Genomic DNA, 26032 nt, shown 5'->3' with positions numbered 1-26032 from the left:
AATTCCCCTGTAAAGTTCGATGATCGCCCGCCTGATCCCTGTTGCCCTGTTGCCGCATGTTTAATTCACCTTACCAGCGCCTGCGCGCCAGCCTGCGCGTGCTGTACGGCTCATCGATCTATGGCGCCCTGCTGCTGGTGGTGTTCGGCGGCCTGGTCGTGCCCGCCATTTTCGGCAGCTATGTGCTGGTCGGCGTGCATGAGCGCCAGTCGGCGCGGACCAGCCTGAACGAAGCCTTGCAGCGCAATGCCGACATCCTGGCGCTGGGCATGCAGGAGTCGCTGTGGAACATGAATGCGGAATCGGCCCATTCGCTGGTCGAATCGGTGATGCGCGACCGCGCCGTGCTGCTGGTGAAGGTGCTGGGGCAGGGCGACACGGAATTCATCCGTCTGCAGGCGCCGCAGCGGCCCGTGGGCAATCTGTACCGCGCCGAACGCGACATTCTCGTGCGCGGCGAACGCATCGGCCATATCGTCGTCGAGATGGACGACGCGCGCAGCCAGCAGGAGCTGCGCGAAAAGCAGATGTCCTATATTTTCGTGCTGGGCGCCCAGCTGGCCGTGTCGATGGCGCTGATCGTGCTGTTCCTGAACCGCCGCCTGCTCAAGCCCCTGCGCCGCCTGACGCGCTTTTCCGACCGCCTGTCGCACGGCGATTTCGACACGCCGCTGACGTCGCACAGCAATGATGAACTGGGTCGCCTGACGGCCCAGCTCGAGCAAATGCGCGCGGCCATCGGCCAGCTGTTCGAGGATGTGGGGCAGCGCGAAGAGCGTTTCCGCACCATCGTCACGCAGGTGCCGGGTGCCGTTTTCCGCTACCGGCCCGACGGCCCCATCGACTTCGTCAGCGATGCCATCGAAGAGATCGCCGGCTATTCGGCGCATCAGTTCATGCGCGGCACCACGCATGCCTGGGCCGACCTGATCTGTCCGGAAGACCGGCGCGAGCACCGCCGCGCCGTGCGCCAGGCGGTGGCCGACGAACGGCCGTATGCGCTCGAATACCGCATCATCGACGCTTTCGGCATCGAGCGCTGGGTGGCCGAGAATGGCCAGCCGCAGGCGGGCGAGCAGGGCGTCATCTGGATCGACGGCATCATTGCCGACATCAGCCAGCGCAAGCACCACGAGATGCGCATCGAGGCGCTGCTCACGGAGCAGAGCGCGATCCTCGACAACGTGATGTTCGGCGTGATGTTCGTGCGCCACCGCCGCATCATTTCCGTCAACCGCCGCTGCGAGGAACTGTTCGGCTACGGCCATGCCGAGATGACGGGCAGTTCCACCGCCATCGTGTTCATGACCTCATATGACTTCGAGGAGGCGGGTGAGCGCCAGTATCCGGCAATGGCCGCGGGCGGCGATTTCAGCGAGGAGCGCCAGTACAAGCGCCGCGACGGCAGCCTGTTCTGGGCGCTGGTCAGCGGTTGCGCGCTCGATCCCCTGCGCCCCAACGAGGGCAGCATCTGGGTGTATGCCGATATCACGGCGCGCAAGGAAGCCGAGGAAAAGCTGCGTTTGTCGGCCACCGTGCTCGAACATATCGCCGACGGCGTGATGGTGGTCGATGCGGGCGGCATCATCGTCACCGTCAATCCCGCCTTCACGCAGATCACCGGCTATACCGAAGCCGAAGCGGTGGGCCAGCATTCCTCGCTGACACGCTCGGCGCGCCACGACTCTGCGTTCTACCAGGCCATGTGGGACGAATTGAAGGCCAGCGGTTTCTGGCGCGGCGAGATCTGGCACCAGCGCAAGAACGGCGAGCTGTATCTGGAGTGGCTGACCATCAGCGCCGTGCGCGACGCGCGCGCCGGCACCACGCATTACGTGGGCGTGTTCAGCGATATCACGCTGGTCAAGGAGTCGCAGGAAAAGCTCGACCACATGGCCCACCACGATCCGCTGACGGCGCTGCCGAACCGCCTGCTGTTCCACGACCGCCTGCAGCACGCGCTGCTGCGCGCCGCGCGCGACCAGGAGCAGCTGGCCGTGCTGTTCATCGACCTCGACCGCTTCAAGAACGTCAACGACACCCTGGGCCACCACGTGGGCGACGAATTGCTGCAGAAGGTGGCCGGCCAGCTGGCGGCCCGCCTGCGCGAAGGCGACACCCTGGCGCGCCTGGGCGGCGACGAGTTCATCGTACTGCTCGAGGGTATCGACGGCGAGTACGGCGCGACGCAGGTGGCGGAAAAGCTGATGACCATGTTCGACCAGCCGTTCACGGTGGCCGACCACGAACTGTTCGTCACCTGCAGCGTGGGCATCAGCCTGTATCCGGACGATGCGCTGGACTTGAACATGCTGATACGCAATGCTGACGTGGCCATGTACCAGGCCAAGGCGCGCGGGCGCAACGGCTACCGCTTCTATGCGCCGTCGATGACGGGCGAGGGCGTCGAGCGGCTGCGTCTGGAAACCTTTTTGCGCCGCTCGATCGAGAAGAACGAGATGTTCCTCAATTACCAGCCGCAGGTGGAAATCGACACGGGCCGCCTGGTCGGCGTCGAGGCGCTGGTGCGCTGGAACCACCCGGAACTGGGCCTGGTGCCGCCCGCGCGTTTCATCCCGCTGGCCGAAGACAGCGGTTTCATCAACCAGTTGGGAAAATGGGTGCTCGACGAAGCGTGCCGCCAGATGATGCGCTGGCAGGCGCAGGGCTTGCATGTGCCGAAGATGGCCGTCAACCTGTCCGTCAAGCAGTTCGAACGGGGCAGCATCGCCGGCATGGTGGCCGCCATCTTGCAGGAAACGGGTCTCGAGCCGCAGCGGCTGCAGCTGGAAGTGACGGAGTCCGTCATCATGAATACGGGCGACGCCCTCGGTTTCATCAACGACTTGCACGCCATCGGCGTGGGCCTGGCCATCGACGATTTCGGCACCGGCTATTCCTCGCTCGCGTATCTGAAACAGCTGCCCGTGCAGACCTTGAAGATCGACCGCTCCTTCATCAAGGATATCTCGACGGACGTCAATGACGAAGCGATTGCGATTGCGATCATCCAGCTGGGCAAGAGCATGCAATTGTCGGTGATCGCCGAAGGCGTGGAGACGGAAGAGCAGGCGGCCTTCCTGCTGCGCCATGGGTGCAAGCTGGCGCAAGGTTATTTTTATAGCCGTCCGGTGCTGGCACAGGATATGCTGGAGCGCTGGATCGATCACTCATTACTATAAAGGACAGCCCATGGCCGCACAATCCTCCCCGTCGCGCCGTCGTTTCCTGCTCGGCGGCCTCGGCCTCGGCGTGGCCGGCGTGGGCGCCCTGGTACTGGGATGGGGCGTGCTGCCGCCGCGCCAGCGCCTGCATGGCAGTGCGCCGCTGCCGCTCCAGGATGGCGCCGTGGCCTTGAACGGCTGGCTGGCCATAGGCACGGATGGCACGGTGACCCTGGCCATGCCGCGCAGCGAGATGGGGCAGGGCGTGCACACGGCCTTGCCCATGCTGGTGGCCGAGGAGCTCGACGTGCCGCTGGCCAGCGTCAAGCTGATCCAGGCGCCGAACGATAAAATCTTCGGCAACGTCGCCATGCTCAAGGATAGCCTGCCGTTCCATCCCGATGACCAGGGCCGCGTCAAAGCGCTGGCCCAGTGGACGGTGGCCAAGGCGGCGCGCGAACTGGGCGTAATCGTCACGGGCGGCTCGTCGAGCGTGAAGGATGGCTGGGGTCCGATGCGCGAGGCGGGGGCGTCCGCGCGCGCCATGCTGCTGCAAGCCGCCGCCGCGTTGTGGCAGGTGCCGGCCGCGCAATGCCGCACGGAAAATGGCGACGTGCTCCACCCCGATGGCCGGCGCGCCAGCTACGCCAGCCTGGCGCAGCGCGCCGCCGCCATCGATCCGGGCACGCCCGTGCTGAAACTGCCCAAGGATTTCAAACTGATCGGCCAGCCGGCGCCGCGCCGCGACACGCCGTCCAAAGTCAACGGCAGCGCGCGTTTCGGCATCGATGCGCGTCCGCCCGGCATGCTGTACGCGGCCCTGCATCTGCCGCCGCGCCTGGGCGATACCTTGTCCGCGTTCGATGCGGCGCCCATCCTGGCCATGCCCGGCGTAAAGAAAGTTCTGGACCTGACGCCGCAGCTGGCCCAGCGCAGCGTGTCTTGCGCGGCCGTGGTGGCCGACACCTGGTGGCGCGCCAGACAGGCGGCGGCCGCCTTGCCGACGCAGTGGAAGGCGGGTCCGCAGGCGAACTTGTCCAGCACCGGCGTGTATGCGGAATTTGCCCGCCTGCTGGACAGCGAAGCCGGTTATGCCTACCACGCCAGCGGCGAGGTGGAAAGTAAAGCCGTGCAAGGCTTGCGCAGCGTCAAGGCCGAATACCGCGCGCCGTTCCTCGCGCATGCCGCCATGGAACCCGTCAACTGCACCGCGCAGGTGAAAAATGGCAAGGTGATGCTGTGGGTGTCGACGCAGGCGCCCGGCATCGCCGTCGACGTGGCGGCGAAAGTGGCCGGCGTCGATGCGCGGGATGTCAGCATCGAAGTGCTGCTGCTCGGCGGCGGTTTCGGCCGCCGCCTGGAAGTGGACATGGTGGCGCAGGCCGTGGCCATCGCGCTGCAGTGCGATGGCGCGCCCGTGCAGCTGGTGTGGACGCGCGAACAGGACACCAGGCACGATATGTACCGTCCCGCCGCGCTGGCCCGCTTTGCGGCCCGGCTCGACGAGCATGGCCGCATCGCTTCCTGGGACAATAAATCCGTCAGCGGCTCCATCACGCACCAGTACCTGCAGCGTAATTTCGGCCTGCCCGGCGCGGGGCCGGACAAGACCACGGCGGAAGGCGAATTCGACATGCCGTATGAAATCGCCAACCAGCGCATCGCCCACGTGATCGCCGACAGTGCCGTGCCGGTCGGCTACTGGCGCTCCGTCGGGCATTCGCATAATGCATTCTTCAAGGAAAGCTTTATCGACGAACTCGCGCATGCGGCGGGGCAGGATGGCATCGCCTTCCGCCGCGCCATGCTGACGCAGCATCCGCGCCACCTGGCCGTGCTCGATGCGGCCGTCGCCAGGGCGGGCAGTGCTCCGCCCGGCCATGCGCATGGCGTGGCCCTGCACCAGTCGTTCGGCAGCATCGTCGCGCAAGTGGCGCAAGTGTCCGTGGAAAACGGCGAGATCCGCGTGCAGCGCGTCGTGTGCGCCATTGATTGCGGCATCGCCGTCAATCCGAACATCATCGCCCAGCAGATGGAGTCAGCCGTGCTGTTCGGCCTGTCGGCGGCGCTGGGCGGCGAGATCACGTTCCAGGAAGGGAAGGTCGAGCAAGGCAACTTCCACGACTATCCGGTGCTGCGCATGGGGCAAACGCCCGAGGTTGAAACCATCATCATCGCCAGCGCCGAGCATCCGGAAGGCGTGGGCGAACCGGGCACGCCGCCGATCGCGCCGGCCGTGGCCAACGCCGTGTTCAGTCTGACGGGCAAACGCCTGCGCAGCTTGCCGCTGCGCCTGGCTTGATGCGGATCAGGCCAGCGTGGTAGCCAGTAAATGGCGCAGATTGCAGTCGCGCTGCCAGTCGCGCCGTTCCTGCGTGCTGGTGGCCAGCGCCGCCAGTTCCTCGGCGCTGAGCGCCTGCTGCGCCTGCACCATGCGGTGCGCCAGGCCGCCGTCGGGCAGCACGGTGCCGAAGAAGGCCACGTTATCCTCGCGCTGGATCAGCAAGGTGGGGAAGTTGTCGATGTCGAGGTCGCCCACCACGTCGGCCTGGTCTTCGATGTCGATCCAGACGAAGACGGTGTCCGGATGGCGCGCGGCCAGTTCCTCGAACGTGGCGCGGTAGCTGCCGCAAGTGCCGCACCACAGCGCGCACAGGCAGGCCACCGTCCAGCGCGGGCCGGCCAGGGCTGCCGCGACGTCGGCGCGGTTATCGGTCGTGAGGGTCAGGCTGTGCATGGTCGTATCAGATCAGTAGGCGGATGGGCGCGGGCGCCCGATGCGCGTATTCTACCGCGCCCGGCCCCCTCAGTCCCGAGAATGCATGAGCTTGTTTATGGGTGTTTTTTGATGCAATACACCTTTCTGGTGGATAATGCTGATAATTGCGCGCTGATTACGCTGGTCCATGCTGTTTCCTGGCCCCGCAGCCTGACCCCCTCCAGTCTGTTTTCATGCCCTGCCCGGTGTCAGCGCTCCCGCCTTTGTTTATTTTTATTATGGAATTAGCCAGCTTATGTTGAGTTACCGCCACGCCTTTCACGCGGGTAATCACGCCGATGTGTTGAAACATTATGTGCAGATTCAGTTATTGCAATACCTGAATCAAAAAGATACCGCCTATAGTTATATCGATACCCATTCCGGCGCGGGCGTGTATGCGCTCGACGGCGGTTATGCCTCGAAAAATGCCGAGTACGAAACGGGCATCGCGCCCCTGTGGGACCGTACGGACTGGCCGGCCTCGCTGGCCGAGTACATGAAGCTGATCAAGGAAATGAATCCGAGCGGCAAGATGCGCTACTACCCGGGTTCGCCGTACTGCGCCGACAAGGTCAGCCGCGAGCAAGACCGTCTGCGCCTGTTCGAACTGCATCCTGCCGATGCCAAGATTCTGGCTGACAACTTCCGCAAGGTCGAGGCGCATGCGCTGGCCCAGGGCGAGCGTCCGACCGTGCGCGGCAAGCGCGTGCTCATCACCAAGGCGGACGGTTTCCAGAGCCTGAAAGCCCTGCTGCCGCCGCCATCGCGCCGCGCGCTGGTGCTGATCGACCCGCCATACGAAGACAAGATGGATTACCGCAAGGTCAAGGACACCCTGGCCGACGCCCTCGTGCGCTTCCCGTCCGGCATCTACGCCGTCTGGTACCCGGTGCTGCAGCGCATGGAATCGCGCCAGTTCGCCGACAAGCTCAAGCAATTGCCCAGCTCGGACTGGCTGCACGTGACCCTGACCGTCAACACGCCGTCGCCGGACGGCTTCGGCCTGCACAGCAGCGGCATGTTCATCCTGAACCCGCCGTACACCTTGGAGCCGATGTTGCGCGAAGTCATGCCGTACCTGGTGAAGGTATTGGGCCGCGACGATGGCGCCAAGTTCGTGCTGGAAACGGGCAAGGGCGGACAGAAAAATACGGGCACGCGCCGCGTATAGTGACTGTCGTAGTGAGGTAATACAAACGCCACGGTGCAGTCGACCGTGGCGTTTTTTATTGGCTGGCGAGGAATTACTGTCCCAGCAGCAAGAACACGGTGGGTTTCTTGTGGAAGTCAGGTGCCTTGCCGGCGGCCAATTGTTTCTTCCACTGTCCGCCATTCCACGTCTGCACGTTTTCCGAGTCCAGGCTCAGGTCGGTGGCGACGCAGATCAGGGTAGACGGCGCGCATTGCGCCACGAGGGCTTCGAGCATGGCGGCGTTGCGGTAGGGCGTTTCGATGAACAGCTGAGTTTGCTTTTCATTGCGCGAACGGCTTTCCAGTTCCTTGATGCGCTTGGCGCGCAGGGCCGCGTCCGTGGGCAGGTAGCCGTTGAAGGCGAAGCTCTGGCCGTTCAAGCCGCTGGCCATCACGGCCAGCAGGATCGACGACGGGCCCACCAGCGGACGCACTTTAATGCCGTGCTGATGCGCCAGGCGTACCAGGTCGGCGCCGGGGTCGGCCACGGCGGGCACGCCCGCCTCCGACACGAGGCCCGCATCGCGTCCCGCCAGCAGCGGTGCCAGCAAGCCGGCCAGCGCTTGCGCCGGGGTATTGACGTTGAGTTCGGAAATCGTGATTTCCTGCAGCGGCTTGGCCAGCGGATGCTGGTTGCCGATCAATTTCAGGAAGGCGCGCGCCGTCTTGGCGTTTTCCGCGACGAAATAATCGAGTTGCGAGGTGATCTGCCGCACCTGCTCGGGAATGATACGGGCCAGCGGGTCGATGGCGCCATCGGACAGGCCGAGGTGGTTGGGGATCAGGTACAGGGTGCCGGTCATGGATTTTAGTCAGTCATGTTAGTACCCCAACGTCAAACTGCCGGGGGCAGTCCCTTCGGGATCGGAGTGTGCTCCATTGGAGCGCACTCCCCCGTCGGGTCTGACCCCAGATGTTGCCGTTAGGGGTATTTTAAATTTTAAAAAACGCCACGCCCGCCTTGCGCAGCATGCCGGTGAGGGCGATCAGCGGCAAGCCGGTGAGGGCGGTCGGGTCGGTGCTGTCGATGCGTTCGAGCAGGGCGATGCCCAGGCCTTCGTTCTTGGCGCTGCCGGCGCAGTCGTACGGCTGCTCGATGCGCAGGTAGGCGTCCAGTTCCGCGTCGGGCAAGTCGCGCACGGTGACGAGGGTCTGGATATCTTCCACCTGCGCCACTGCCGGCGTCTGGCGGCCATCGAGCAGGCACAGGGCCGTGTGGAACACGGTCTGGCGCCCGCGCATGGTTTGCAGTTGGCGCAGGGCATAGTCATGGTTGCCGGGCTTGCCGATCTGCGCGCCGTCCAGGGTGGCGACCTGGTCGGAGCCGATGACGAGACTGCCAGGATAGCGGTCGAGCACGGCCTGTGCCTTGGCCTGCGCCAGGCGCAAGGCCGTGGCGCTGGGGCTTTCGCCTGGCAGGGGGCTTTCGTCGAGATCGGGCACGGCCACCTCAAAAGGCAGGCGCAGGCGTTGCAGCAATTCCTTGCGGTAGGTCGAGCTCGATGCAAGAATCAAGCGCAATGGGGCGGAAGTTGGTATCATTCGGTAGTGGATGGCGGCCGGCATGGCCGCGCAGGTCGATGTCAGTGGGATTTCACGCAAATTCCAGGGCGCAGAGCCCATAACTGAGGCTCCATGCGGCATGACGGTGTTGATGAAGTTGTCATGTTGATGGCAATGATTGCGTCAAAAAAGATGCTTAGCCTTTGACTCCGTGCTAAAAACCCTGTTATTATCGCAGGTTTTCCGGGGAAATTTTCTACCAATGAATGCTTTTGTGATCGACGCCTTTGATTTTTGTCGTATCAGCGGGAGCCGCGAGGGTGTAACTCCTGTCGCTGAAATGACCCGGTTGACCAAGGATTGTGCAGATAATTCCGGCGAGATCGCCTGGAAGATCGTCGGCGGCACCAGCAAGCTGGGCTACCCACAACTGACCTTGTCGGTCAACGGCACCGTTCAGCTGGTTTGCCAGCGCTGCCTGACTCCGTATGCTTACGCAATTGATTCGACGACCACTCTGATGCTGGGCAAGGATGACGAGCACGCGGACGAGATCGAAGAAATCATCAACGATGAATCGATCGACGTGATCGTCGGCAGCCGCAGCATGGATGCCGCGGCCCTGATCGAAGATGAAGCCTTGCTGGCCCTGCCGCAGGTACCCAAACACGACGTCTGCCCCGATACGGCGCAGCTCGATGCTCTCAAGACTGAAAAGAAGTCGCCGTTCGCGGCACTGAAAGACTTGAAGCCAGAATAAGTAGTGTAAGAAAGGAAGCCTTAAAAAACCGTAGCGAGCGGCCCGATATCGTCTTGAGTAGCGCAAGCGTACGAAGGTACGCTGAGCAACGCCGAGGCGATAGCGGGAAGCGCAGTAGGTTTTTGATGCTTCCTGTAAAGAACGTGTCAAACGCGTGTAGTAATCGAGTATGGCAAGTGTAGTGAAATGTAATTGTAATAAACGATGTCGGTCCGGGCTATTTTCGGGTAGTCTTTGCCGCTGGGATACTCGATTCGCATGTATTTGCCAATCGATTGTGCTAAAATTTTAGAACTTATGTATTAGGAGTCATCATGGCAGTTCAACAGAACAAGAAAACCCCTTCCAAGCGCGGCATGCACCGTTCGCACGACTTCCTGGTCGCGCCGCAATTGAGCGTCGAGCCAGTTACCGGCGAAACACACATGCGTCACCATATCAGCCCTAACGGCTTCTATCGTGGCCGTAAAGTGTTGAAGACCAAAAACGACGAGTAATCGACGTTTTTGTTGGGTAAGATGAAAGCGGTGTTGCGTGGTTATTCGGCGTGGCGCCGCTTCTTCTTTTTTATCGGCTGCAATTCATCTTGCACACCCGTCATTTTGAATCACGCTGTCCAGGCCTGTGCATGACATGCTGCGCCCTGCATATGCTCCAGTCCGATTCACATCTTGCCGCACGCCCGCAGCGGTATTGAATCAACACAAATGACAATCAAAATTTCTATCGACTGCATGGGCGGAGATCACGGTCCCTCAGTCACTATCCCCGCAGCAATTTCCTTCGTAAAACATGAGCCTGAAGCCGAACTGATCCTTGTTGGATTGGAAGACGTGATTCGTGCCGAACTGAAGAAACATAAAGCCGACACGCATCCGCGCCTGTCGGTATTGCATGCCTCCGAACAAGTTACCATGGACGATCCCCTGGAAGTGGCCCTGCGCCGCAAGAAGGATTCCTCCATGCGCGTGGCCATCGAACAGGTCAAGAGCGGTGTGGCGCAAGCCTCCGTTTCCGCCGGTAATACGGCAGCCCTGATGGCCGTGTCGCGCTACGTATTGAAAACCATGTCCGGCGTCGACCGCCCGGCCATCTGCAGCATCTTGCCGAATCAAAAGAACGGCCCGACCTACATGCTGGACCTGGGCGCCAACGTCGATTGCGAACCGCATCACTTGCACCAGTTCGCCATTATGGGCTCCGTGCTCGTGTCCGCCATGGAGGGTATCGAACGCCCGACGATCGGCTTGCTGAACGTGGGCACGGAAGATATCAAGGGCAATGAAGTGGTGAAACTCACCTCGAAGCTGCTGCAGGCCGACCACGAGCGTGGCGCGCTGAACTTCTACGGCAACGTGGAAGGCAACGATATCTTCAAGGGCACGACCGATATCGTCGTCTGCGACGGTTTCGTCGGCAACGTGACCCTGAAGGCCATCGAAGGCCTGGCGCGCTTCATGAAAGACGTGCTCACTTCCGAATTCAAGCGCAATCCGATTACCATGCTGGGCGCGCTGATCGCCCGCGGGGCCCTGAAAGCCATCGGCAACCGTTTGAATCCTTCGCGTTACAACGGCGCCAGCCTGCTGGGCTTGCGTGGCCTCGTCTTCAAGAGCCATGGCAGCGCCGATGCTTATTCCTTCGAATGGGCCTTGCGCCGCGCCTTTGATGCGGCAAAAAATGACGTGCAAGCGCACTTGGCCAGCCTGATCGCCGAGTTGATGCCGCGCACGCCAGTTCCGGATGAACCTACATCAACAAGCTCTACCATTTAGTGGACGGGTACTTGCATGACTGTTTTTAGCAAAACTTACAGCAAAATTATCGGTACCGGCAGCTATCTGCCGGAGAAGCGCGTCACCAACCAGGACTTGACCGAACAGCTGGCCGCCAAGGGCATCGAGACGTCAGATGAATGGATCGTGTCGCGCAGCGGCATCTCGGCGCGCCATTACGCGGCGCCAACGCAAAATTCCTCGGACCTGGGCGTGGAAGCGGCCAAAAAGGCCCTGGAGATGGCTGGCCTGAACGGCAACGACCTCGACCTGATCATCGTCGCCAGCTCGACCCCCGACTTCTTCGGCAGCTTCCCCAGCACCGCCTGCATCGTGCAAAACAAGCTGGGCATCACGAACAATTGCGCCGCCGTCGACGTGCAAGCCGTCTGCAGCGGTTTCGTGTATGCGGTGGCCACGGCCGACAGTTTTATTCAGTCGGGCATGCATAAAAACGTGCTGGTGATCGGCGCCGAAGTGTTTTCGCGCATCCTCAATTTCGACGATCGCGGCACTTGCGTGCTGTTCGGCGACGGCGCCGGCGCCATCGTCATGACGGCGTCGAAAGACCCTGGCATTCTGGCCACCAAGCTGCACGCGGACGGCCGCCACTCGAACATCCTCAGCGTGCCGGGCAGCCTGGCTGGCGGCGCGCTGGACGGCAGCGCCTTCCTGTACATGGATGGCCCCGCCGTCTTCAAACTGGCCGTGTCCGTGCTGGAAAAGGTCGCGCACGAAGCCCTCGAACACGCCAACATGACGTCGGACCAGATCGACTGGCTGATCCCGCACCAGGCAAATATCCGCATCATGAACAGCACGGCGAAGAAACTCGGCTTGCCGCTGGACAAGATGGTCGTCACCGTCGACCAGCATGGCAACACTTCGGCCGCCTCGATCCCGCTGGCGCTCGACATCGCCGTGCGCGACGGCCGGGTCAAGAAGGGCGACAACGTCATGATGGAAGGCGTGGGCGGCGGCTTTACCTGGGGCGCCGTGCTGGCAAGGATGTGATAGCTGAAGGCTGACTTTGGGGTCCGACCCGTCGGGGGAATACATTCCAATGGAATGCATTCCGATCCCGCAGGGACGTACCCCAGCAGTTGCCTTTGGGTCTCTGATTCTCTAAATAGTAAAAAAACGGAGTCGACATGACACAATTTGCATTTGTTTTCCCAGGCCAAGGCTCGCAAGCGATTGCGATGCTCGATGGTTTCGCCGGCAACCCCGTGGTTGCGCAAACCGTCGCCGAAGCGTCGGACGCCCTGCAATGCGACCTGGGCAAGCTGATCGCCGAAGGTCCGAAGGAAGAGCTGGACCTGACCACCAATACGCAACCGGTGATGCTGACGGCGGCCGTGGCCTTCTACCGCGCCTGGCTGGCGGCCGGCGGCCCCGTGCCGACGGTCGTGGCCGGCCACAGCCTCGGTGAATATTCGGCGCTGGTCGCCGCCGGCGTGATCTCGTTCAAGGATGCCGTGCCGCTCGTGCGTTTCCGCGCGCAAGCCATGCAGGAAGCCGTACCGGTCGGGCAGGGCACGATGGCTGTCGTGCTGGGTCTGTCGGACGACGACGTGCGCGCCGCCTGTGCGGAAGCGGCGGCGGAAAACCCGGCCCTGGTGGTCGAGCCCGTCAATTTCAATGCGCCTGCGCAAGTCGTCATCGCCGGCCACACGGCGGCCGTCGAGCGTGCCTGCGAACTGGCCAAGGCCAAGGGCGCCAAACGCGCCATGAAGCTGCCCGTTTCCGCGCCATTCCACTCGTCGCTGCTGAAACCGGCATCGGACCGCCTGCGCGAGTACATGGCCGGCCTGACGTTCGCCGCGCCGCAGATCGCCCTGATCAACAACGTCGACGTGGCCATCGTCAACGACGTCGCCGGCATCAAGGATGCGCTCGTGCGCCAGGCAGCCAGTCCCGTGCGCTGGGTGGAAACCATGCAAAAAGTGGCGGCAGACGGCATCACGCAAGTGATCGAATGCGGCCCGGGCAAGGTCCTGATGGGACTGGCCAAGCGCATCGATCCCGTGCTGGTGGGCGACGCCATCGTCGATCAGGCTTCGTTGGAACGCATTTTGACGCAGCTCAAATAAACATCAGATCGCGGCAGCCTGCCTGCCGCGCTTGCTTTTAAGGATACTCATGAATTTAGCAAATCAAGTCGTGCTGGTCACGGGCGCCTCGCGCGGCATCGGCCGCGCCATCGCCACCGAACTGGGCAAACAGGGTGCTACCGTGGTTGGCACCGCCACCTCGGAAAGCGGTGCGCAAGCGATCACCGATTACCTGGCCGCCGAAGGCGTCACGGGCAAGGGTCTGGTCCTGAACGTGACCGATGCGGCGCGCTGCGCGGCCGTCGTCGATGAAGTGCAGAAAACCTACGGCAGCCTGTCCATCCTCGTCAACAATGCGGGCATTACGCAAGACCAGCTGGCCATGCGCATGAAGGATGAAGAGTGGGACAGCGTGATTTCCACGAACCTGTCGGCCGTCGGCCGCCTGTCGCGCGCCGTACTGCGCGGCATGATGAAAGCCAAAACTGGGCGTATCATTAATATCACGTCGGTGGTGGCGTCGTCGGGCAATCCGGGGCAAATGAATTACGCGGCGGCCAAGGCCGGCGTGGAAGGCATGAGCCGCGCCTTGGCGCGCGAAATCGGCAGCCGCAACATTACCGTGAACTGCATCGCCCCTGGCTTCATCGATACCGACATGACCAAGGCCCTGAGCGAAGAGCAGCACGCGGCCCTGTTGACGCAAATTCCCCTGTCCCGCCTGGGCAAACCGGAAGACGTGGCGGCGGCGGTGGCCTTTTTGGCCTCGCCGCAAGCGGCCTACATCACGGGCACCACCCTGCACGTGAACGGCGGTATGTACATGAATTGATGTGAAAGCTAGACGGGGCGGGCGTTTGTGGCATCATTCAATGGCCGTTTTTGTCTATAATCGCATCTTTTAGCAGCAGCTTCGGTCGAATTAGCAGCAGACACCGAAATTAGTATTCGGACGCGCAAACCTGATAAAATGCGCGCACTTTCCGTAACACACACTTTGGAGCCATAACATGTCGGATATCGAACAACGCGTTAAGAAAATCGTCGCTGAGCAACTGGGCGTTGCAGAAGCAGACATCAAAATCGAATCCTCCTTCGTCGACGATCTCGGCGCCGATTCCCTGGACACCGTGGAACTGGTCATGGCCCTGGAAGACGAATTCGAAATGGAAATCCCTGACGAACAAGCTGAAAAAATCACCACCGTGCAACAGGCGATCGACTACGCCACCGCACACGTCAAGGCCTAAGCCTGTCTGACCGACTTCAGGAGAATCGCTTGAGCCGTTCTAAAAACCGTCGTGTTGTTGTCACCGGCCTGGGCTGCGTTTCACCTGTCGGCAATACTATTGCCGAGGCGTGGGGCGCAATCATTGAAGGTAAATCCGGCATTGCCACGATTACCAAGTTTGATGCACAGCCATTCACCACGCATTTTGCCGGTGAAGTCAAAGGCTTCAATATCGAAGAGTATATCTCCGGTAAGGAAGCACGCCACATGGATACCTTTATCCATTACGGCATGGCTGCCGGCATCCAGGCGATGCAGGACTCCGGCCTGGAAGTGACCGAAGAAAACGCCGAGCGCATCGGCGTGATCATCGGTTCCGGTATCGGCGGCTTGCCGCTGATCGAGGAAACCAAGTCCGAGTACGAAAAGCGCGGTCCGCGCCGTATCTCGCCCTTTTTCGTGCCTGCCTCGATCATTAACATGATCTCTGGCAACCTTTCGATCAAATATGGTCTGAAGGGCCCGAATCTGGCGATCGTGACGGCGTGTACCACCGGTTTGCACAGCATCGGTGCCGCAGCGCGCATGATCGAGTACGGCGATGCCGACGTCATGATCGCCGGTGGCGCTGAATCGACCGTGTCGCCGCTGGGCCTGGGCGGTTTCGCCTCGGCGCGCGCCTTGTCGACCCGCAACGACGATCCGGCAACGGCATCGCGTCCGTGGGATACCGACCGCGACGGCTTCGTGCTGGGCGAGGGCGCTGGCGTCATGGTGCTGGAAGACTACGAGCACGCGGTGGCCCGTGGTGCCAAGATCTATGCCGAAGTGCATGGTTTCGGGATGAGCGCAGATGCTTATCACATGACCTCGCCGCTGGAAGATGGCAGCGGCGGCAGCAAATCGGTGATCGCGGCCCTCAATAACGCCGGCTTGAACGCGGATCAGATTCAGTACCTGAACGCGCACGGCACGTCGACCCCGCAAGGCGACGTGGCGGAAGTGATGGGCATCAAACGCACCTTCGGCGAGCACGCCAAGAATCTGGTTGTCAACTCGACCAAGTCGATGACGGGCCATTTGCTGGGCGGCGCGGGCGGTCTGGAAGCGGTGTTTACGGTCCTGGCATTGCACCATCAGGTGTCGCCACCGACCATCAACATCTTCAACCAGGATCCGGCTTGCGATCTCGATTTCTGTGCCAACACGGCGCGGGATATGAAGATCGATTATGCAGTGAAGAATTCGTTCGGCTTCGGCGGCACGAATGGCACACTGATTTTCGGTAAAGCGAAATAAGCAGGAACTTTCAAGCGCTCGCTACGGTCAAATCGTAGTGAGCGCTGATTCGGCGCCAACGTTCGTTGGCGCCTGAATTTGCCCGGCATGTTGCCGGCGCGCCTTTTTTTTCCCATGAAGTATGTCAATCGCAGTAGCGGCTGTCATTCGCACGCCTGTCTGTTTGCGTCTGTTGCAAGCGGTGCTGGGACTGTGCGCCTTGCTGGCCGCCTGGCCCCTGAGCGGTGCGTGGCGCGCTGCGGCGGTGCCTGGCCAACTGGTGGGCGGCTATGCGCTGGGCTGGCCCGGTGCGTTGCTGAGCACGGCTGGCGGCGTGTTGTTGCTCGCTTTGCTGCGCAGGCGCAGAAAGCCGCAGACGCTTGATATTTCGCCGGTTGGCCAATTGCGGCTGGCGGTATATCTGGAGCATGGCGGAGCGCCAGGGGCGGATGCCGGCGGGGTGGCGGCGCCGCCCGGCCCGGGGCCGTCGCCGCCGTCAGGACTGCGCCTGTTGCCGGGCTCGACCCTGTGGCCGTCGCTGCTGGTGCTGTGCCTGGCCGATGCTGCGGGGCGGCGCACGCAGGTGCTGGTGCAGCGCGGCGGCGGCTGCTCCGCCTTCCGCCCGCTGGCCGTGGCGTGCCGGGCCATTGCGGCGCGGAGTGGGGACGAATAAAAGTGGGGCGAACACTGAACTTCTTGCAGCGGGCCAACTCTATATCCATACAGGCGCCCACGCTGCATGACTACAGGGACATTGGGCGTGAGGACAGAGCGCGAGTATGATCAGTTACTGGTCGAGCGGGTGCAGGCTGGCGACAAAAGGGCATTCGATGTGCTGGTATCGAAATACCAGCGCCGCTTGATGCGCCTCGTGTCGCGCCTGGTGCACGACCCGGCGGAGGCCGAAGATGTGGTGCAGGAAACCTTTATCAAGGCATACCGGGCGCTGCGCCATTTTCGCGGCGATGCCGCCTTTTATACCTGGCTGTACCGCATCGGCATCAATACGGCCAAGAATTATCTCGTCACGCAGGGGAGGCGCGCCGCCACGTCCAGCGATGCCGACGCCGAGCAGGCCGAGTCCTTCGATGATGGCAATAAATTGCGTGACAACAATACACCGGAATCGGTGCTGGCGAGCAAGCAGATTGCGGCCACCGTCAATGCGGCCATGGATGTGCTGCCCATCGAATTGCGCACTGCCATCGTGCTGCGCGAGATCGAGGGCCTGAGCTATGAAGAAATATCGGAGATCATGGCGTGCCCCATCGGCACCGTGCGCAGCCGGATTTTTCGCGCGCGCGAAGTGATTGCGGAAAAATTGAAACCGTTGCTGGACATGCCAATTGACAAGCGCTGGTAATCTGAAGAGTATGAGGTTGGCATGGCTGCGCCCGGTTTTCGCACCGATCCTCTTGAAATGGCAGGACCCATCATGGATACGCACACACGATTGCACGAGACTATTTCCGCCCTGGCCGATGGCGAACTGGCGGCGAGCGAACTCGAACTGGCTTTTGCCGCCCTCGACACGGATGAGGGGAGGCAAGCCTGGAATGTCTATCGCCATATTGGTGACGTGCTGCGCTCGGAGCAGTGCGGCCATGCACTGAGCGCCCAGTTCGATGCACGCCTGGCCAGCCGCCTGGCCGCCGAGTCGGCGCCTGCCCATGCGGAACCGCTGCTGCCCCTGTCCGCCGCCATCGTGCCGCCGGGCGCAGCCGAGCCGCTGGAGGCGGGGCCGCTGGCGCAGCGCTAGGGCGTTTCGCCATCTTATGCCAGGCTTAACGTTCCTGTCGCCCTCTTGACACTGGCCTTCGGTACGATTGACACTGTGTGCAGGCAATATCTTGCTTTTGCGATATATTGTTGCTGCCATGCGCGCTACCGGATGGGTTTGCCCCGGGGACGCCGTCATGACGGCCAATCGTGCACGCAGGCAATCGCCTGATTCGCGTTTTGATCCGTTTATATATTCGAAGAGATCCTTTCCATGAAAAAAAACATGTGTGCCGCCAGCAAGTCGTTTTCAGTAAAGACGCTTTCCGCCTTATTGTTCGGTACCGCTGGCGTGTTTCTGGCTCCCACCATGCTGGGCCTGGCGCCACAGGCGCAGGCCGCCGTGCCGGCAGTGAAACTGCCTGATTTCTCGGACCTGGTCGACGCCGTGGGCCCGGCCGTGGTGAATATCCGCACCACCGAACGCCTGAGAATGGGCGGCGCCGGCGCCGGCAGTCAGGATGAGCAGGAAATGCAGGAATTCCTGCGCCGCTTCTTCGGCGGCGCCATGCCGACGCCGCGCCAGCAGGCGCCGCGTGGCGGCCGCCGCGCCGTGCCGCAGGAACAGGAAGTGCAGCGCGGTGTCGGTTCCGGCTTCATCATCTCGGCCGATGGCTACGTGCTGAGCAATGCCCACGTGGTCGATGGCGCCGACGAGGTCTACGTGACGCTGACGGACAAGCGCGAATTCAAGGCCAAGGTGATCGGCGCCGATGCGCGCACCGACGTGGCCCTGCTGAAAATCGAGGGCGGCAACCTGCCGCGCCTGACTATCGGCGATTCGAACAAGATCCGCGTGGGCGAATGGGTGATCGCCATCGGCTCGCCGTTCAACCTGGAAAACACGGTGACGGCCGGCATTATTTCCGCCAAGTCGCGCGACACGGGCGACTACCTGCCGCTGATCCAGAGCGATGTTGCCGTCAATCCCGGCAACTCGGGCGGTCCCCTGATCAATATGCGCGGCGAAGTGATCGGCATCAATTCGCAGATCGCCACCCTGTCCGGCGCCTACAACGGCATTTCATTTGCCGTGCCCATCGATGAAGCCATGCGCGTGGGCGAGCAGCTGAAAAAGACGGGCAAGGTCGTGCGCGGCCGCATCGGTGTGCAGATCGGCGAAGTGAGCAAGGACGTGGCGGGATCGCTGGGCTTGCCGAATGCCAAGGGCGCGCAAGTGTCGATGGTGGAGCCGGGCGGTCCGGCCGACAAGGCGGGCATCAAGCCGGGTGACATCATCCTGAAATTCAACGGCGCGCCGATCGAGCGTTCGTCGGACCTGCCGCGTCTGGTGGGCGGCGCTCCCGTCAACGGCAAGTCCACGCTCACCGTCTGGCGCAAGGGTGCGCAGCAGGACATTCCCGTCACCGTCGTCGAACTGGAAAGCGAGAAAACGGCGAAGAAGGGCGCCAGGGAGCCGGAAGCGCAAGCCGTCAATGCACTGGGGCTGAAGGTCAGCGACGTGCCGGCCGCCAAGAAGCAGGAATTGAAGATCGACGCCGGCGTGCAGGTTGACGAGGCCGATGGCGTGGCGGCTCTGGCCGGCCTGCAGCCTGGCGACGTGATCTTGCAGCTGAATAACGTTGCCGTGAAAGACGCCAAGCAGTTCAACGCCCTCGTGGCCAAGCTCGATCCGAAAAAGACGTCGGCCGTGCTGGTGCGCCGTGGCGACGTAGCGCAATTCGTTTCGCTGCGCCCGTCGGCGAAGTAAGGTTCTGATTCACCTGCATCCCGGCTGTGGCCGGGATGCCTTTTTCTCTTTTCCATGCACTTCACGCTCTATTCCCGCAGTTATTGCCACCTTTGCCAGGACATGCTCGACGCCTTGCTCCTGCTGCAGCCGCCCGGCAAACCGTTCACGGTGGACGTGATCGACATCGACGCCTCGCCCGACGCCTCGCTGCTGGCCCGTTTCGACGAGCTGGTGCCGGTGCTGTTCGGCGACCTGGCGCAGCCCGAGCTCTGCCATTATTTTCTCGACGAGGCGGCCGTGCGGCGCTGCCTGATGTAGTTTAACTGTCAATATTGACACTGCATTGCACCATTCTGGTGCTGAAAACAGCCGAAAATGTCGGCTTGCCCCGGTGCCGGCCTCATAAGACGGGCTTTCTACTCTGAAATCCGGTAAAATGGGGAGGTCGAAAAAGCTACTGTCCGAGGCAGCAGCTTCTGTCGCTTCAAAAGCGCTCGCCTGGGCATGCAGATGTCCTGCTCGGAGCGCTTTTTTCATCATGAGTGGGGCGCCTGGTTTTGGCCCTGTTTGGCCCGGACATGATCCCCCTGATTCCTGTTAAAGCAGTGTCGTCAACTTCGCACTTATATTAGTTAATGAACAACATACGCAACTTCTCCATCATCGCCCATATTGACCACGGTAAATCGACCCTGGCTGACCGCATCATTCAATTGTGCGGCGGCTTGTCCGACCGCGAGATGGAGGCGCAGGTGCTCGATTCGATGGATCTGGAGCGCGAGCGCGGCATTACCATCAAGGCGCAAACGGCGGCCCTGCACTACAAGGCGCGCGATGGCCAGATCTACAACCTGAACCTGATCGATACGCCCGGCCACGTCGACTTCAGCTATGAAGTGTCGCGCTCGCTGTCGGCGTGCGAAGGCGCGCTGCTGGTGGTGGATGCATCGCAAGGCGTGGAAGCGCAAACGGTCGCCAACTGCTACACGGCGCTGGACCTGGGCGTGGAAGTGGTGCCCGTCCTGAACAAGATCGATTTGCCGAACGCGGATCCGCCGAGCGCGATTGCCGAGATCGAAGACGTGATCGGCATCGACGCGGGCGACGCCGTGCATTGCTCGGCCAAGACGGGCTTCGGCGTGCTGGACGTGCTCGAGCAGCTGATCGTCAAGGTGCCGCCACCGAAGGGCGACCCCGATGCGCCGCTGCAGGCGCTGATCGTCGACTCCTGGTATGACGCCTATGTGGGCGTGGTCATGCTGGTACGCGTGATCAACGGTACCCTGAAACCGAAAGACAAGATCCGCCTGATGGCCACCGATTCGGTGCAGCTGGTGGAAGACATCGGCGTGTTTTCGCCCCGTTCGCAATCCTTGCCGCAGTTGTCGGCAGGCCAGGTGGGCTTCATCATTGCCGGCATCAAGGAATTGAAAGCGGCGAAAGTGGGCGATACCGTCACTCTGGCCAACCGTCCTGCCGCCGCGCCATTGCCTGGCTTCAAGGAAGTGCAGCCGCAAGTGTTCGCCGGCCTGTTCCCCGTGGAAGCGAACCAGTACGACGCGCTGCGCGACTCGCTGGAAAAGCTGAAACTGAACGATGCGGCCCTGATGTACGAGCCGGAAGTGTCACAGGCGCTGGGCTTCGGCTTCCGCTGCGGCTTCCTGGGCTTGCTGCACATGGAAATCGTGCAGGAGCGTCTCGAACGCGAATTCGACATGGACCTGATCACCACGGCGCCAACCGTCGTGTACGAAGTGATCCAGCGCGACGGCACCATGATCAACGTCGACAACCCGTCGAAGATGCCCGATCCGTCGCGCATCGAGGAAGTGCGCGAGCCTATCGTCACGGTCAATCTGTACATGCCGCAGGAATACGTGGGCTCCGTGATCACCCTGTGTATCGGCAAGCGCGGCATCCAGATGGACATGAGCTACCACGGCCGCCAGGTCAAGCTCGTGTATGAAATGCCGATGGCCGAGATCGTGCTGGACTTCTTCGACCGCCTGAAATCGACGTCGCGCGGCTATGCCTCGATGGATTACGAGTTCAAGGAATACCGCGCGGCCGACGTGGTCAAGGTCGACATGCTGATCAACAGCGAAAAAGTCGATGCGCTGGCCATCATCGTTCACCGTTCGAACAGCCAGTACCGTGGCCGCCAGGTGGCTGCCAAGATGCGCGAACTGATTCCGCGCCAGATGTTCGACGTGGCCATCCAGGCGACCATCGGCGCGAACATCATTTCGCGCGAGAACGTAAAAGCCTTGCGCAAGAACGTCCTGGCCAAGTGCTACGGCGGCGACATCAGCCGCAAGAAAAAATTGCTGGAAAAACAAAAGGCGGGCAAGAAACGCATGAAGCAAGTGGGTTCCGTGGAGATCCCGCAAGAGGCATTCCTGGCAATTTTACAAGTGGATGGTTAATCAATGAACCTGCAAGTGATTTTAGGAAATTTCGCTTTAATCCTGTTCGTGCTGATGGTGTTGACGGGCCTGGTCTGGTGCCTGGATGTGTTTTATCTGTCCAAGCAGCGCCGCAAGGCGGCCGACCGTGCCCTGGCCGAGTTCGATGAGCGTCAAGCGAAGTCGTTGGCTGAAGGCATCAAGTCCGATGGTAGCAGCAGCCGCCGCGCCGCCATCGAGGCAGATCTGTTGCGCCAGCCGACCTGGGTCGAGTATTCGGGCAGCTTCTTTCCCGTCATCGCCCTCGTGTTTTGCCTGCGTTCGTTCCTGTACGAGCCGTTCAAGATCCCGTCGAGCTCGATGGTGCCGACCTTGCTGGTCGGCGATTTGATCCTGGTAAACAAGTTCACCTATGGCATTCGTTTGCCGATCGTCAACAAGCGCATCATTGAAGTCAATGATCCGCAGCGCGGCGACGTGATGGTGTTCAAGTATCCGAAAGATATGTCGCAAGACTATATCAAGCGCGTGATCGGGGTGCCCGGTGATAAAATCACCTATGAAAACAAGCGCTTGACGGTCAACGGCAAGGAAGTGGCGTACACCCCGCTGGACGACTACCTCGATGACGAAAGCACGGTCTACCACAAGCAGCTGGAAGAAAACCTGACGGGCGTGAGCCACCGCATCCTCAACGACGAGCCCGCTCCCACGTTGAACTTGCGCGAAGTGAAGGATTTCCCGCACAAGGAGGCGTGCAACTACAACGAAGACGGCTTCACGTGTGTGGTGCCACAAGGCAATTACTTCATGATGGGCGATAACCGCGACAATAGCGCGGACAGCCGCTACTGGGGTTTCGTGCCGAACGAGAATATCGTCGGCAAGGCTTTCCTGGTGTGGATGAACTTCAGCAATCCGAAACGCGTGGGCGGCATACACTAAGCCGGCCTGGTCTGTAATGGACCAACCATGGCTGCCGCGCCGACTCCCCGCGCGGCGGCCAGCCGAATTACTCAGATGACACAGAAACAACAATGAATCTTCAGCTATTGCAAACCCGTTTAGGCTATACGTTCCAGGATGCTGGCCTGTTGCAGCAAGCCTTGACGCACCGTAGCCACAGCAGTTTGCATAACGAGCGGCTGGAATTCCTCGGCGACTCCATCCTCAACTGCGTGGTCGCTTCCATCCTGTACGAACGTTTCAAGACCATCGACGAAGGCGACCTGTCGCGCCTGCGTGCCAACCTGGTCAAGCAGCAGTCGCTGTATGAAATCGCGCAAAAGCTGGAATTGTCGCAATTTTTGCGCCTGGGCGAAGGCGAGCTCAAATCGGGCGGCTTCCGCCGTCCATCGATCCTCGCCGACACGCTGGAAGCCTTGCTGGGCGCCATCTTCCTCGACACGGGTTTTGATGCCGCCAGCACGGTGATCCGCGCCTTCTACATTCCCATCCTCGACTCGGTCGATCCGCAAACCCTGGGCAAGGATGCCAAGACCCTGCTGCAGGAGTTTTTGCAAAGCAAGAAAATTTCGCTGCCACAGTACAACGTGGTGGCTACCCATGGCGCCGCCCACAGCCAGGAATTCGAGATCGAATGCCTGGTGCCGAAATTGAACATCCAGGTTTACGGCCGTGGCGGAAGCCGCCGCGCCGGTGAGCAAGCCGCCGCCAAACTGGCGCTGGACGTGGCCGAGCAGGCGCTGTTGAAATCGCCTGCCGCCAGCCGCAAGCCCAAACCGCGCGCCGCCCAGCTCAAGCTGGCCGGCATTGCCACCATCCAGAGCGACGACGCGCCAGCCCCGGCTGCCCCGGCGATCGCCGCTCACACTAAACAGAATCGACACTAGCATGACAGCCACCAAAATGCCCGACAACTTCCGCTGTGGCTATATCGCCATCGTGGGCCGCCCCAACGTGGGCAAATCGACCCTGATGAACGTGCTGATCGGCGCGAAGGTCAGCATCACTTCGCGCAAGGCGCAAACCACGCGCCACCGCATCACGGGCATCCAGACGGTGCCGGACGCGCAATTCATCTACGTCGACACGCCCGGCTTCCAGACGCGCCACTCGAACGCGCTGAACAAGACGCTGAACAAGACCGTCACGAACACGCTGATTTCCTCGGACGTGATCCTGTACGTGATCGAGGCGGGCACGTTCGGCCCGGCCGACCAGCAAGTGATGGACCTGCTGCCGAAGGAAGTGCCGTGCATCCTCGTCATCAATAAATCGGACAGGGTCAAGGACAAGGCCGTGCTGCTGCCGTTCGCGCAAAAGATCGCCGCCATGCGCGACTTCGCCGCCATCGTTCCTGTGTCCGCCAAGCTGCATTTCCAGCTGGAAGGCTTGCAGAACGAGATCAAGCGCTTCTTGCCGGAAAACCAGCCCATCTTTGGCCCGGACGACATCACGGACCGCAGCGAGAAATTCCTCGCCTCGGAAATCGTGCGCGAAAAACTGTTCCGCTTCGTCGGCGACGAATTGCCGTACACGAGCACCGTGCTGATCGAGAAATTCGAGCAGGAAGGCGATTTGCGCCGCGTGTTCGCCGCCATCCTGGTCGAGCGCGATACGCATAAATCCATGATCATCGGCAACAAGGGCGCGCGCCTGAAGGAAGTCTCCACCCAGGCCCGCCTGGATATGGAAAAACTGTTCGGCGGCCCCGTGTACCTGGAAATCTGGGTCAAGGTCAAGTCGGGCTGGGCCGACAACGAGGCGGGCTTGCGCGCCTACGGCTACGAGTAATCCGCAACCCGGGGGCGACACCACACGCATGAGCACCACCACGCCAGCGCTGCACGATCCCGCGCCAGCCTCACCCGTTGTCCCCGCGCCGGCGGCCATCGCGCCGCCGGCCGCACCTTCCGCAGCACCCCGGCGCAGCCGTCCGCCCGCGCGCGACGGCCGCATCACGGGCCAGCCAGCCTTCGTGCTGCACAGCTATCCGCATAAAGAAACCAGCCTCATCGTCGACGTGTTTACGCGCGAGTACGGCCGCATCGCGCTCGTCGCCAAGGGCGCCAAGCGGCCCCATTCGCAGTTGCGCGGCGTGCTGCAGACGTTCCAGCCGCTGCAGGCGGGCTGGACGGGCAAGTCCGAGCTGCGCATCCTGACGGGCGCGGAATGGGTGGGCGGCATGCTGCCGCTGGAAAAGACGGCCCTGCTGTGCGGCTTCTATCTGAACGAATTGCTGGTGAAATTGCTGGCGCGCGACGATCCGCATCCCGTGCTGTTCGACCACTACGTTGCCACCTTGAATCAACTGGCGCACAATGAGCCGCCGCCCATCGTGCTGCGCAAGTTCGAGCGCGCGCTGCTCAAGGAAACGGGCGTGGCGGCCGACTTGACGCGCTGCACGGGCACGCGCCAGGCCGTCGAAGCGGGGCAGGTGTACGTGGTCGACCCGGAACGGGGACCGCGCCCGGCGCGCGCCGCCGACGCCTGGCCCAAGATCACGGGCAAGACCCTGCTCGACATGGAGCGCGAAGATTACCTTGACGTGGCCACGCAGGCGCAAAGCAAGCTGCTGATGCGCTTTTTGCTGGCCCATCAACTGGGGGGCGCCACCTTGAACACGCGCCAGATACTGATCGATTTAATGCAGTTGTAGCGGTTGCGCTACAGCACTTTACGGATACCATCACTATGAGCTTTTTGCAGCCTGCCGGCCCCGTCATCGACCTGGGCGTCAACATCGACCACGTGGCCACCTTGCGCAATGCGCGCGGCACCGCGTATCCGGACCCGATCCGCGCGGCCCTGCTGGCCGAACAGGCGGGCGCCGACGCCATCACCCTGCATTTGCGCGAAGACCGCCGCCACATCAAGGATGCGGACGTGATCGCCATCGCGCCGCAGTTGCTCACGCGCATGAACCTGGAAGCGGCCGTGACGCAGGAAATGATCGACTTCGCCTGCGGCATCCGCCCGGCCGACGTGTGCCTGGTGCCGGAAAAACGCACGGAAGTGACGACGGAAGGGGGCCTGGACGTGGTGCGCTACTTCAAGGAAGTGCAGGCTGCCGTCAAACAATTGCAGGGCGAGGGCATCCGCGTGAGCCTGTTCATCGATGCCGACGAGCAGCAGATCGCCGCCGCCGCTGAACTGGGTGCGCCCGTGATCGAGCTGCACACAGGGCGCTACGCCGATACCGAGGGCGCGGAACAGCTGGCGGAGCTGGAGCGCATCAAGGCGGGCGTGCTGTTCGGCGTGGGCCGCGGCTTGAAGGTCAATGCGGGCCACGGCTTGCATTACACCAATGTGCAGGCGATTGCCGCGATTCCCGATATTGCCGAACTGAACATCGGCCACGCCATCGTCGCCCATGCCGTGTTTGTCGGCTGGGAAAACGCCGTGCGCGAAATGAAGGCCATCATGGTGGCGACGCGCCTCGCTGGCAAAGCATAAGCGCGCACAAGGGAGAGCG

General features: G+C 61.8%; 25 protein-coding genes. 22 read left to right on the top strand and 3 right to left on the bottom strand.

Annotated elements, in window-relative coordinates:
- The first annotated feature begins 56 nt into the window (after positions 1–56).
- Both AC1RBA_RS06570 and AC1RBA_RS06565 read left to right on the top strand, forming a co-directional pair.
- Entirely contained in the window at positions 57–3182 is a 3126-nt protein-coding gene (locus AC1RBA_RS06570) for a bifunctional diguanylate cyclase/phosphodiesterase (RefSeq protein WP_409028268.1), read from the top strand.
- 10 nt (positions 3183–3192) lie between these two features.
- Positions 3193–5466, top strand: a complete 2274-nt coding sequence (locus tag AC1RBA_RS06565) for a xanthine dehydrogenase family protein molybdopterin-binding subunit (RefSeq protein ID WP_492417313.1) — start codon at positions 3193–3195, stop codon at positions 5464–5466.
- A gap of 6 nt (positions 5467–5472) precedes the next feature.
- On the opposite strand, the gene AC1RBA_RS06560 is transcribed toward AC1RBA_RS06565, so the two are convergent.
- Entirely contained in the window at positions 5473–5901 is a 429-nt protein-coding gene (locus AC1RBA_RS06560) for a thioredoxin family protein (RefSeq protein ID WP_492417311.1), read from the bottom strand.
- Positions 5902–6178: 277 nt separating this feature from the next.
- On the opposite strand from AC1RBA_RS06560, the gene AC1RBA_RS06555 reads away from it, so the two are divergent.
- Positions 6179–7096: a 23S rRNA (adenine(2030)-N(6))-methyltransferase RlmJ gene (locus AC1RBA_RS06555; protein WP_070288661.1), complete on the top strand. Its 918-nt coding sequence runs from the start codon at positions 6179–6181 to the stop codon at positions 7094–7096.
- Between the two features lie 73 nt (positions 7097–7169).
- Here AC1RBA_RS06555 and AC1RBA_RS06550 read toward each other — a convergent pair whose 3' ends face one another.
- Both AC1RBA_RS06550 and AC1RBA_RS06545 read right to left on the bottom strand, forming a co-directional pair.
- Positions 7170–7919 (bottom strand): SAM-dependent methyltransferase, encoded by a 750-nt coding sequence (locus AC1RBA_RS06550; protein WP_070223890.1) that lies wholly within the window; start codon positions 7917–7919, stop codon positions 7170–7172.
- 130 nt (positions 7920–8049) lie between these two features.
- Positions 8050–8658, bottom strand: coding sequence for a Maf-like protein (locus AC1RBA_RS06545; protein ID WP_070288805.1), 609 nt, complete (start codon positions 8656–8658; stop codon positions 8050–8052).
- A 223-nt stretch (positions 8659–8881) separates the two neighbouring features.
- On the opposite strand from AC1RBA_RS06545, the gene AC1RBA_RS06540 reads away from it, so the two are divergent.
- The 19 genes from AC1RBA_RS06540 (at position 8882) to pdxJ (ending at position 26013) form a co-directional block, all read left to right on the top strand.
- Positions 8882–9379, top strand: coding sequence for a YceD family protein (locus AC1RBA_RS06540; RefSeq protein WP_070311438.1), 498 nt, complete (start codon positions 8882–8884; stop codon positions 9377–9379).
- 314 nt (positions 9380–9693) lie between these two features.
- Positions 9694–9876, top strand: coding sequence for a 50S ribosomal protein L32 (gene rpmF, locus AC1RBA_RS06535; RefSeq protein ID WP_034749653.1), 183 nt, complete (start codon positions 9694–9696; stop codon positions 9874–9876).
- A gap of 210 nt (positions 9877–10086) precedes the next feature.
- Positions 10087–11154: a phosphate acyltransferase PlsX gene (gene plsX, locus AC1RBA_RS06530; protein ID WP_035820253.1), complete on the top strand. Its 1068-nt coding sequence runs from the start codon at positions 10087–10089 to the stop codon at positions 11152–11154.
- Positions 11155–11169: 15 nt separating this feature from the next.
- Positions 11170–12168 (top strand): beta-ketoacyl-ACP synthase III, encoded by a 999-nt coding sequence (locus AC1RBA_RS06525; protein WP_492417309.1) that lies wholly within the window; start codon positions 11170–11172, stop codon positions 12166–12168.
- Positions 12169–12305: 137 nt separating this feature from the next.
- Positions 12306–13247 (top strand): ACP S-malonyltransferase, encoded by a 942-nt coding sequence (gene fabD / locus AC1RBA_RS06520; protein WP_070223879.1) that lies wholly within the window; start codon positions 12306–12308, stop codon positions 13245–13247.
- Positions 13248–13296: 49 nt separating this feature from the next.
- Entirely contained in the window at positions 13297–14040 is a 744-nt protein-coding gene (gene fabG, locus AC1RBA_RS06515) for a 3-oxoacyl-ACP reductase FabG (RefSeq protein ID WP_034749638.1), read from the top strand.
- 178 nt (positions 14041–14218) lie between these two features.
- Entirely contained in the window at positions 14219–14458 is a 240-nt protein-coding gene (gene acpP / locus AC1RBA_RS06510; protein WP_008449912.1) for an acyl carrier protein, read from the top strand.
- Positions 14459–14487: 29 nt separating this feature from the next.
- Positions 14488–15738, top strand: a complete 1251-nt coding sequence (gene fabF / locus AC1RBA_RS06505; RefSeq protein ID WP_070223875.1) for a beta-ketoacyl-ACP synthase II — start codon at positions 14488–14490, stop codon at positions 15736–15738.
- Between the two features lie 121 nt (positions 15739–15859).
- Positions 15860–16390 carry a hypothetical protein gene (locus AC1RBA_RS06500; RefSeq protein ID WP_492417306.1) on the top strand — a complete coding sequence of 177 codons (531 nt, stop codon included), beginning with the start codon at positions 15860–15862 and terminating at the stop codon, positions 16388–16390.
- Positions 16391–16456: 66 nt separating this feature from the next.
- Entirely contained in the window at positions 16457–17080 is a 624-nt protein-coding gene (gene rpoE / locus AC1RBA_RS06495; protein WP_070223871.1) for an RNA polymerase sigma factor RpoE, read from the top strand.
- Positions 17081–17152: 72 nt separating this feature from the next.
- Positions 17153–17476 (top strand): sigma-E factor negative regulatory protein, encoded by a 324-nt coding sequence (locus AC1RBA_RS06490; RefSeq protein WP_070288657.1) that lies wholly within the window; start codon positions 17153–17155, stop codon positions 17474–17476.
- A 234-nt stretch (positions 17477–17710) separates the two neighbouring features.
- Positions 17711–19207 carry a DegQ family serine endoprotease gene (locus tag AC1RBA_RS06485; protein ID WP_492403057.1) on the top strand — a complete coding sequence of 499 codons (1497 nt, stop codon included), beginning with the start codon at positions 17711–17713 and terminating at the stop codon, positions 19205–19207.
- Positions 19208–19261: 54 nt separating this feature from the next.
- Positions 19262–19507, top strand: coding sequence for a glutaredoxin family protein (locus tag AC1RBA_RS06480; protein WP_070223866.1), 246 nt, complete (start codon positions 19262–19264; stop codon positions 19505–19507).
- A gap of 317 nt (positions 19508–19824) precedes the next feature.
- Positions 19825–21615, top strand: a complete 1791-nt coding sequence (gene lepA / locus AC1RBA_RS06475) for a translation elongation factor 4 (RefSeq protein WP_034749621.1) — start codon at positions 19825–19827, stop codon at positions 21613–21615.
- Positions 21616–21618: 3 nt separating this feature from the next.
- The gene (gene lepB, locus AC1RBA_RS06470; RefSeq protein WP_070288654.1) at positions 21619–22539 is read left to right on the top strand and encodes a signal peptidase I; all 921 of its coding nucleotides are present in this window, start codon (positions 21619–21621) and stop codon (positions 22537–22539) included.
- 92 nt (positions 22540–22631) lie between these two features.
- Positions 22632–23447, top strand: coding sequence for a ribonuclease III (rnc, locus tag AC1RBA_RS06465; protein ID WP_070223860.1), 816 nt, complete (start codon positions 22632–22634; stop codon positions 23445–23447).
- Position 23448: 1 nt separating this feature from the next.
- On the top strand, positions 23449–24351 hold the full coding sequence (era, locus tag AC1RBA_RS06460) for a GTPase Era (RefSeq protein WP_034749612.1): 903 nt from the start codon (positions 23449–23451) through the stop codon (positions 24349–24351).
- A gap of 28 nt (positions 24352–24379) precedes the next feature.
- Positions 24380–25216 (top strand): DNA repair protein RecO, encoded by an 837-nt coding sequence (gene recO, locus AC1RBA_RS06455; RefSeq protein ID WP_070223858.1) that lies wholly within the window; start codon positions 24380–24382, stop codon positions 25214–25216.
- 35 nt (positions 25217–25251) lie between these two features.
- Entirely contained in the window at positions 25252–26013 is a 762-nt protein-coding gene (gene pdxJ / locus AC1RBA_RS06450; RefSeq protein WP_070223856.1) for a pyridoxine 5'-phosphate synthase, read from the top strand.
- Positions 26014–26032 lie beyond the last annotated feature (19 nt).

The sequence above is a fragment of the Janthinobacterium sp. GW823-FHT03B06 genome (genome assembly GCF_058796955.1).
This window is presented reverse-complemented; position numbering and strand designations above follow the sequence as displayed.

Bases quoted from the DNA above. Each gene is read 5' to 3' on its own strand.
- pdxJ (WP_070223856.1), top strand. From the start codon at position 25,252: ATGAGCTTTTTGCAGCCTGCCGGCCCCGTCATCGACCTGGGCGTCAAC.
- AC1RBA_RS06555 (WP_070288661.1), top strand. From the start codon at position 6,179: ATGTTGAGTTACCGCCACGCCTTTCACGCGGGTAATCACGCCGATGTG.
- AC1RBA_RS06490 (WP_070288657.1), top strand. From the start codon at position 17,153: ATGGATACGCACACACGATTGCACGAGACTATTTCCGCCCTGGCCGAT.
- AC1RBA_RS06540 (WP_070311438.1), top strand. From the start codon at position 8,882: ATGAATGCTTTTGTGATCGACGCCTTTGATTTTTGTCGTATCAGCGGG.
- AC1RBA_RS06550 (WP_070223890.1), bottom strand. From the start codon at position 7,919: ATGACCGGCACCCTGTACCTGATCCCCAACCACCTCGGCCTGTCCGAT.
- fabD (WP_070223879.1), top strand. From the start codon at position 12,306: ATGACACAATTTGCATTTGTTTTCCCAGGCCAAGGCTCGCAAGCGATT.
- AC1RBA_RS06570 (WP_409028268.1), top strand. From the start codon at position 57: ATGTTTAATTCACCTTACCAGCGCCTGCGCGCCAGCCTGCGCGTGCTG.
- lepA (WP_034749621.1), top strand. From the start codon at position 19,825: ATGAACAACATACGCAACTTCTCCATCATCGCCCATATTGACCACGGT.
- AC1RBA_RS06485 (WP_492403057.1), top strand. From the start codon at position 17,711: ATGAAAAAAAACATGTGTGCCGCCAGCAAGTCGTTTTCAGTAAAGACG.
- plsX (WP_035820253.1), top strand. From the start codon at position 10,087: ATGACAATCAAAATTTCTATCGACTGCATGGGCGGAGATCACGGTCCC.
- rpoE (WP_070223871.1), top strand. From the start codon at position 16,457: ATGACTACAGGGACATTGGGCGTGAGGACAGAGCGCGAGTATGATCAG.
- AC1RBA_RS06525 (WP_492417309.1), top strand. From the start codon at position 11,170: ATGACTGTTTTTAGCAAAACTTACAGCAAAATTATCGGTACCGGCAGC.
- acpP (WP_008449912.1), top strand. From the start codon at position 14,219: ATGTCGGATATCGAACAACGCGTTAAGAAAATCGTCGCTGAGCAACTG.
- AC1RBA_RS06565 (WP_492417313.1), top strand. From the start codon at position 3,193: ATGGCCGCACAATCCTCCCCGTCGCGCCGTCGTTTCCTGCTCGGCGGC.
- AC1RBA_RS06500 (WP_492417306.1), top strand. From the start codon at position 15,860: ATGTCAATCGCAGTAGCGGCTGTCATTCGCACGCCTGTCTGTTTGCGT.
- era (WP_034749612.1), top strand. From the start codon at position 23,449: ATGACAGCCACCAAAATGCCCGACAACTTCCGCTGTGGCTATATCGCC.
- AC1RBA_RS06480 (WP_070223866.1), top strand. From the start codon at position 19,262: ATGCACTTCACGCTCTATTCCCGCAGTTATTGCCACCTTTGCCAGGAC.
- lepB (WP_070288654.1), top strand. From the start codon at position 21,619: ATGAACCTGCAAGTGATTTTAGGAAATTTCGCTTTAATCCTGTTCGTG.
- AC1RBA_RS06560 (WP_492417311.1), bottom strand. From the start codon at position 5,901: ATGCACAGCCTGACCCTCACGACCGATAACCGCGCCGACGTCGCGGCA.
- fabG (WP_034749638.1), top strand. From the start codon at position 13,297: ATGAATTTAGCAAATCAAGTCGTGCTGGTCACGGGCGCCTCGCGCGGC.
- recO (WP_070223858.1), top strand. From the start codon at position 24,380: ATGAGCACCACCACGCCAGCGCTGCACGATCCCGCGCCAGCCTCACCC.
- rpmF (WP_034749653.1), top strand. From the start codon at position 9,694: ATGGCAGTTCAACAGAACAAGAAAACCCCTTCCAAGCGCGGCATGCAC.
- AC1RBA_RS06545 (WP_070288805.1), bottom strand. From the start codon at position 8,658: ATGATACCAACTTCCGCCCCATTGCGCTTGATTCTTGCATCGAGCTCG.
- rnc (WP_070223860.1), top strand. From the start codon at position 22,632: ATGAATCTTCAGCTATTGCAAACCCGTTTAGGCTATACGTTCCAGGAT.